The sequence below is a fragment of the Hymenobacter coccineus genome (assembly GCF_001816125.1).
Classification (GTDB): Bacteria; Bacteroidota; Bacteroidia; order Cytophagales; family Hymenobacteraceae; genus Hymenobacter; species Hymenobacter coccineus.
Genome location: NZ_MDZA01000125.1, coordinates 1 through 6,555, shown reverse-complemented (window position 1 = coordinate 6,555; position 6,555 = coordinate 1). Strand labels below are relative to the sequence as shown.

Sequence of the window (6,555 nt, the reverse complement as noted above, 5' to 3'; positions counted from 1 at the left end):
ACTCCAGCACAGCCGCGCCCTGACGGCCGACGCCAGCTACGCCACCTACCGCCTCAGCCGGCAGCAAGGCCTATCGGCCCTGCCCGAGGCCGGCGGCGGGGGCCCCACCGGGCTCACCAGCGACCAGGCGGGCCGCCTAACCTTGCTCACCGGCCAGCTCGACTACGTGCAGCCCCTGGCCCACCATCGGCTCCTGTCCGGGGGCCTCAAAATTAGCCGGGTGCAGTCTGGCAATGACGCTACTTTTCAGCAAACCGCCGACGGGCTAACTACTTTGGATACGCTGCAAACCAACCAGTTCCGTTATACCGAAACTATCCGGGCGGCCTACCTCAGCTGGCAGCAAACCGGGGCCCGGGCCACCTGGCAAGCGGGCCTGCGGGGCGAGCAGACCACCGCCCAGGGCGTACAGGAAGTCGGCAACCAGCGTTTCGACCGCCGGTATTTACAATTGTTTCCCAGCGCCTCGCTCAAATACACGTTTTCGCCCCGGCACGAGCTGACAATGGCCCTGAGCCGCCGCCTCGACCGCCCCGGCTACGACCAGCTCAACCCGTTTCGCATCTACCTCAACGCCACCACTTACCGCTCGGGCAACCCGGCCCTGCGGCCCCAAACCAGCTACAACGCCGAGGTGACGCACACCTACTTGCAGAAGTACACCGTCGGCCTGAGCTACAGCCGCACGCAAGACCCCATCCTGATTGTGGTGCAGCCGGCCACCGCCACGAGCCGCTTCGTACTGGCCCGCCCCGTCAACCTGGGGCCCCAGCACTACGCCGCCCTCACCCTCACGGTACCCTTGACGCTGGGCAAGGCCTGGTCGGTGTACAACAGCGCCGTTTTCTACTACAACCGCTTCACCGGTGAGCTGGCCGGCACCACGCTCAACCGGGCCAAGCCGTCGGTTACCCTAAACAGCACGCACACCTTCACGCTGGGCCACGGCTGGAGCGCCGACCTGAGCGCCAACTACCAGTCGCCCGAGGTGTACGGCTTCATCACCTCCCGCGCCAACGGCGACCTGACCCTGGGGGCCCAAAAAAGCCTACTGAAAGGCCAGGGAACCCTCAAATTCAACGTTACCGATGCACTGTACACCAACCGCAACATCGCCACTTCCACCTACGACAATTACGTGGACGCCTTTACCCAAAGCCGGGATTCGCGGGTGGCCACCCTCTCCTTCAGCTACCGGCTGGGGCGTAGCCAGGCAGCTGCCAGCCGCCGCGCCGATGGTGCGGAGGAGGAAAAGCGGCGGGTGGGCGGCCAGTAACGTCGGCTACTCCCCAAGCGCACTGGGGCCCTACAGCGGCTTCTTATCCAATGGGCATTCTTTAAACCAACTAAAAGTTAAAGGAGAAGCGTTAAAAGCCTTTTCATAAAGGTTTTTAACGCTTCTCCTTTAACTTTTAACTACCTACCGCTGGGCGGAAACTACCCTAAGCGGGCAGGCGCTTCAGCACGTCCTTGGTGTGGCGCACGTGGTCGGTGGCGCCGCTCATGGAGTTAAAGATATACTGGATAACGCCTTCTTTGTCAATGACAAACGTGACGCGGCCGGGCAACAGGCCCAGCAAGGCCCGGGGCACTTCGTAGAGCTTGCGCACGGCCCCGCCGGCGTCGGCCAGCAGCGGAAACGGCAGGCGGTGCTTCTGGGTAAACTTCTGGTGCGAGGCCTCGCTGTCGGAGCTGATGCCCACCACGTCGGCCCCCAGGTCCTGGAAGTCCTCGTACTGGTCGCGAAACGAGCAAGCCTCGGCCGTGCAGCCGGGCGTATCGTCCTTCGGGTAGAAGTACAGCACGAGGTGCCGCCCGCGGCGGTCGGCCAGGTGGAACGGGGTGCCGTCGGTGGTGTTGAGCGTGAAGTCGGGGGCAGTTTGGCCTACTTGGAGCATGGTTTAAAGAAGATTGTAGAGATTAATTACGCTGCACGTAAATGCTCACCCGCTGGCCATCGGCGCTGGTGGTGGGCGTCACGGCAATGCGGTCGGCCTCGTCATAGTACGCCGCGAGGCCGCGCACGATGCCCACCGCCAGGCCCCCCATGCGCCGGGCCGACACGTAGTCAATCTGCACCTCGTTGGGGCTCAGGCGCTTGACGGCCAGTACGGGCGGCGCGTTTTCGGCATGCTCGCGCCGCACCTGGCGGTGCATGGTGTGCTCGGTGTGCTCCAGCATGTCGAGCGTGCGCCAAGTGGGGTCCACCAGTTTCTGGTACATGTACATGATGTCGGGCACCAGATACTCACCAAGCCGCTCGTGCAACTCGCCGGCCGTTGCGCCGGTAGCGGCGGCGGCCTGGTCCACCAGTGCGTACAGGTTTTCGTCGGGGTACACGGTTTTGTGGTCGAAAGTGGCGCCGCTGAGGCCGGCCAGTTCCAGGAGGTTGACCCAGGTACTGTGGTCGTACTGGGTCTGGATGTAGCGTTTTAGGAGGATCAGGATAGTCCCGTGCATAGCGTATAGGTAATAAAAAACTGCGCAGCGGCTGCCGCCGCCCATTCTGTGCAGTCCAACAAGAACAGTGCCCGTTCGTTTGAACCCACAACAAAACGGCCCCCGCGATGCATCGCGGGGGCCGTTGTCAGCGAGGCGTTGGGGGCCCTAAATGGTGCCCATGGCCTGGATGGGCATGGTGGGCGTGGCGCTGCCGCCCAGGGGCTCCAGCGTCACGGCGAAGGCCTGGGCGCTGGCGATGTCCTTCATGCGCTCAAGGCGTTCGCCGGCGGCGGCGGCGGGCGTCAGCATGCCGGCGTCCACGGGCTTGCCGTTGTTGAGGGCCCAGAGCTGGTACTGGCGGCCGGTGGGCGCGGCGGGCAAGTTCTGCACGTCCACGTACACGCGCTTGGTTTTGGCGTTGAACAGCACCCGGGCGCGGTCTTTGGGCGCATCGGGGGTACCGGCCAGGGCCACGAAGTGGAACTCCGCGTCGCGCAGGATGGCGTTTTGTTCGCTTACTTCCCCAAGCTTCTTCTCCGTTACCAAAGTATTGGCGGCCACGCGGTTCTGGGTGTCCTGCAAGGCCACCAGGGCATTGTCGGCCCCCTGCCACTGCTGGTAGAGGTAGCCGTTGCCGAGCAGGCTCAGCAGCAGGGCAACGGAAGCGGCAATGGCCAGGCCCCGGCGCGGCGCGGCGGGCGCCTCGGCACTGCTTATGGAGCGCACCCCGGGCTCGGCGGCGCTTGCGGGCGGGCCAGGGCGTCCACGTCGGCCCGGAGGCTGGTGGAGGGCGCTGGGGCCCCGGTGGTGGCTACTACCGGAACGTCCACGGGGGCTGCAGCGGGGGCAATTTGGGCGAGCACTTTGTTTAGTACCCGGTCGCGCATGGCGGCGGGCAATTCACGGGAGTGGGCTTCGGCGTAGTATTCGAGGGCGCGCTGGCCAGCGGCCAACTCTTCGGCCACGAGGGGGTGGCGGGCGGCTTCGGCGTCGACGGCGGCCCGCTCGGCGGGCGTGAGTAGCCCGAGAGCGTACTGCTCTAGGATGCCGGATTCTATATAGGATTGAGGATCTTCCACGGTGGAATTAGCGTATCAGTTTACCAAGGAGTTTAATGGCCGTGCGGGCACGGGTTTTGACGGTGCCCAGGGGCAGCTTCAGTTCCTCGGCCACTTCGCTTTGGGTGTACCCTCCGAAGTAAAGCAAGTCGATTATTTGCCGCTGTTCTGGCACCAGGGTCTGCACAACTTCTTGCAGGCCAATGTGCTCAGGCCGAAAAGTCTCGGCAGCGGGCATTCGTTGGGCGGCAAGGCTGTCGTCGAGGCCCTGGGTGCGAGTACCTACGCGGTACTGCCGCGAGCGGATTTTGTCGATGGCCAAATTCCGGCAGATATTCAGCACCCAAGTGAACAGGCGGCCCTTTTCGGCGTCGTAGGCCGGAAAAGCGTTCCAGATTTTGACCAGCGCCTCCTGTAATACGTCCTCGGCCGTGTCGTCGTCTTTAACGATGCGGGAGATGACGCCGAACAAAGCCGACGCGTAACGGTCATAAAACAGCGTCAGGGCCGATTCGTCGCGGGCTTTGAGCCGGCGCACGAGGTCTTCCTCTGAGGCAGTGGGCAGGGAAATAGGTAAGGTGTCGGACACGAGAGAAGGAGAAGTGGCCTTGCGAAGCGGCAAGCCGCAAATGTGTGTGTGCGAAAGTAAGTCCAAGACCCGATTGGGGCCCCGTGGCTAACCGACAACCTGGATGGCCGCTAGGAGGTTGTAACGGCTAACGGCCCGGTCTGTTGCCAGGGCCCCGTTTTCTTTTCGCCATGCCCATCGAGTCCTACAACCCGCACACCGGCCGCGTGCTCAAGCGGTTCCGCCCGTTTTCGTGGGCCAAAACGGCGCGCATTCTCGGCCAGGCCCACGCTGCGGCCGCCACCTGGTCCGCCACGCCCTTCGCCCACCGCGCCACCGTGCTGCGCCGCGCTGGGGCCCTGTTGCGCGAGCGGGCCCCCGAGCTGGCCCGCCTCATGGCCCTGGAAATGGGCAAGCCCGTGGCCGACGGCCGCGCCGAGGCCCTGAAGTGCGCCACTTGCTGCGACTACTACGCCGAGCACGCCGAGGCCTTTCTGGCCGACGAGCCGGTGGCCACCGACGCCGGGCGCAGCTACGTCAGCCACCAGCCGCTGGGCGTGGTGCTGGCCATTATGCCCTGGAACTTCCCGCTGTGGCAGGTGGTGCGCTTCGCCGCCCCGGCCCTGATGGCGGGCAACGTGGGCCTGCTCAAGCACGCCCCCAACGTGCCGCAGTGCGCGCTGGCGCTGGAAAAAATATTTCACGACGCGGGCCTGCCGCCGGCCTGCTTCCGCACGCTGCTCATCGAAACGGAGCTGGTGGAGCCGCTCATTGCCGACGACCGGGTGCGGGCCGTGACGCTGACGGGCTCGGAGCGGGCCGGGGCCGCGGTGGCCGCCACGGCGGGCCGCCACATTAAGAAAGCGGTGCTGGAGCTGGGCGGCTCCGACCCGTTCATCGTGCTGGCCGACGCCAACCTGGCCCTGGCCGCCAAAACCGCCGCCCAGGCCCGCATGATTAACGCCGGCCAGAGCTGCATCGCCGCCAAGCGCTTCATCGTGGAAAAACCCATTATAAAGGAGTTCGTGGCCCAGCTCATCACTCACTTGCGGGCCATGCGCACCGGCGACCCGCTGGCCGAAGATACCCAGTACGGCCCCCTGGCCCGCCCCGACCTGGCCGACGAGCTAACCCGGCAAGTAGTAGAATCGGTGGCTCACGGGGCCCGGCTGGCGCTGGCCGGCGGCCAGGCGAAGCCGGGCGCGACCCTGTTCCGGCCGGCGGTGCTCACCCACGTGCGGCCCGGGCAGCGCGCCTACCACGAAGAGCTTTTCGGGCCGGTGGCCATTGTCCTCGAAGCCAAGGACGCCGCCGACGCCGTGCGCCTGGCCAACGATTCGCGCTTCGGCCTGGGGGCCTCGGTGTGGACGCAGGACCTGGCCCGGGGCGAGGCCCTGGCCAGGCAAATCGAGGCCGGCGCCGTGTTCGTGAACAGCTTGGTGAAGTCGATGCCCGAGTTGCCCTTCGGCGGCATCAAGAAATCGGGCTACGGCCGCGAGCTCTCGCGCCTGGGCATCCTTGAGTTTGTGAACCAGAAATCGGTGTGGATTGGCAAGCCCGCTGCCCCCGCCGGGGCCCCCACGGAATAGCGCAACGGCCCGGGCTGCCGGCTTTTTCGCCGGCTGCCAGGTAATTGTTGAATTGGAATGCATCAAAAAGGACGTCACGCGGCGTGCAGCTTTGCTACAAAGCTGTTTAGGAAGTCGTCGGACCGTCATGCTGAGCGCAGCCGAAGCATCTCTCCCGCTAGCTAACCATTGATTACTTACGCGGGAGAGATGCTCCGGCTGCGCTCAGCATGACGGTTTTACTACGTCATTGATTCTGATTACTGACGCCGGAAAGATGCTTCGCTACGCTCCGCATGACGTTCTACCTTACGTATAACCACCCTGATATAAGCAACAGCCCCGCTTTATAATATAGTGTGGGGCCCCTGGCGACTACCGGGCAGCCGGCGAGAAAGCCGGTAGCCCGGGGCCCGGCTAGCACCAGCCGCGGACCTTGTACACGGCCCAGCCGGCCATTTCGTGCAGCAGCAGGCTCCACTGCGCCAGGGCTTCGGGGGTGGGCAGCAGCCAGTAATCGGGCGTGAGGGCGCGGCCGCTGGCCTGGAAGCCGGCCGGGAAGGCCACCACGGGCAGCCCCACTTCGGCGAAGCAGCCCGCGGCCCGGCGCATGTGAAACGCCGACGTGACGAGCACCAGCGTATCGACGCCCGGGTGGCGGGCCAGCAGCTGCTTGGTGAACTGGGCATTTTCGCGGGTGTTGCGGCTGCGCTCCTCCAGCCAGATGTCGGCGGGCGGCACGGCGGCCAGGCGCAGCAGCGTGGCCAGGTGCTGGGCTTCGCTTGCGTCCTGGGGCCCCACCGCCCCCGAGCCGCCCGACACGATGATGCGCCGCACCCGCCCGGCGCGGTACAGCCACAGGGCGTTGGTGAGGCGGTCGGCCCCGGCGTGCAGGTACACGCGGTCGGCGGGGCTGGCG

General features: G+C 65.4%; 8 protein-coding genes. 2 read left to right on the top strand and 6 right to left on the bottom strand.

Annotated features, from left to right (window positions below):
• A partial coding sequence (locus BEN49_RS09400; RefSeq protein WP_125916670.1) for an outer membrane beta-barrel family protein occupies positions 1–1,276 on the top strand: 1,276 nt, incomplete at its 5' end.
• Positions 1,277–1,442: 166 nt separating this feature from the next.
• Here the strand turns inward: BEN49_RS09400 and BEN49_RS09395 are convergent.
• The 5 genes from BEN49_RS09395 to BEN49_RS09375 all read right to left on the bottom strand — a co-directional run bounded on the left by BEN49_RS09395 (position 1,443) and on the right by BEN49_RS09375 (position 4,089).
• Positions 1,443–1,898, bottom strand: coding sequence for a peroxiredoxin (locus tag BEN49_RS09395; protein WP_070742765.1), 456 nt, complete (start codon positions 1,896–1,898; stop codon positions 1,443–1,445).
• Positions 1,899–1,920: 22 nt separating this feature from the next.
• Positions 1,921–2,460, bottom strand: a complete 540-nt coding sequence (locus BEN49_RS09390) for a heme NO-binding domain-containing protein (protein ID WP_070742764.1) — start codon at positions 2,458–2,460, stop codon at positions 1,921–1,923.
• A gap of 147 nt (positions 2,461–2,607) precedes the next feature.
• The gene (locus tag BEN49_RS09385) at positions 2,608–3,168 is read right to left on the bottom strand and encodes an anti-sigma factor (RefSeq protein WP_070742763.1); all 561 of its coding nucleotides are present in this window, start codon (positions 3,166–3,168) and stop codon (positions 2,608–2,610) included.
• On the bottom strand, positions 3,156–3,521 hold the full coding sequence (locus BEN49_RS27775; protein ID WP_070742762.1) for a hypothetical protein: 366 nt from the start codon (positions 3,519–3,521) through the stop codon (positions 3,156–3,158). The genes BEN49_RS09385 and BEN49_RS27775 overlap by 13 nt, the downstream gene beginning before the upstream one ends.
• A 7-nt stretch (positions 3,522–3,528) precedes the next feature.
• On the bottom strand, positions 3,529–4,089 hold the full coding sequence (locus BEN49_RS09375; RefSeq protein ID WP_239691886.1) for an RNA polymerase sigma factor: 561 nt from the start codon (positions 4,087–4,089) through the stop codon (positions 3,529–3,531).
• A 170-nt stretch (positions 4,090–4,259) separates the two neighbouring features.
• Here BEN49_RS09375 and BEN49_RS09370 point away from each other — a divergent pair, with 170 nt between their 5' ends.
• On the top strand, positions 4,260–5,657 hold the full coding sequence (locus BEN49_RS09370; protein ID WP_070742761.1) for an NAD-dependent succinate-semialdehyde dehydrogenase: 1,398 nt from the start codon (positions 4,260–4,262) through the stop codon (positions 5,655–5,657).
• Between the two features lie 396 nt (positions 5,658–6,053).
• Here BEN49_RS09370 and BEN49_RS09365 read toward each other — a convergent pair.
• Positions 6,054–6,555 (bottom strand): YdcF family protein (locus tag BEN49_RS09365; protein ID WP_141765636.1); only part of this gene is annotated, 502 nt, incomplete at its 5' end.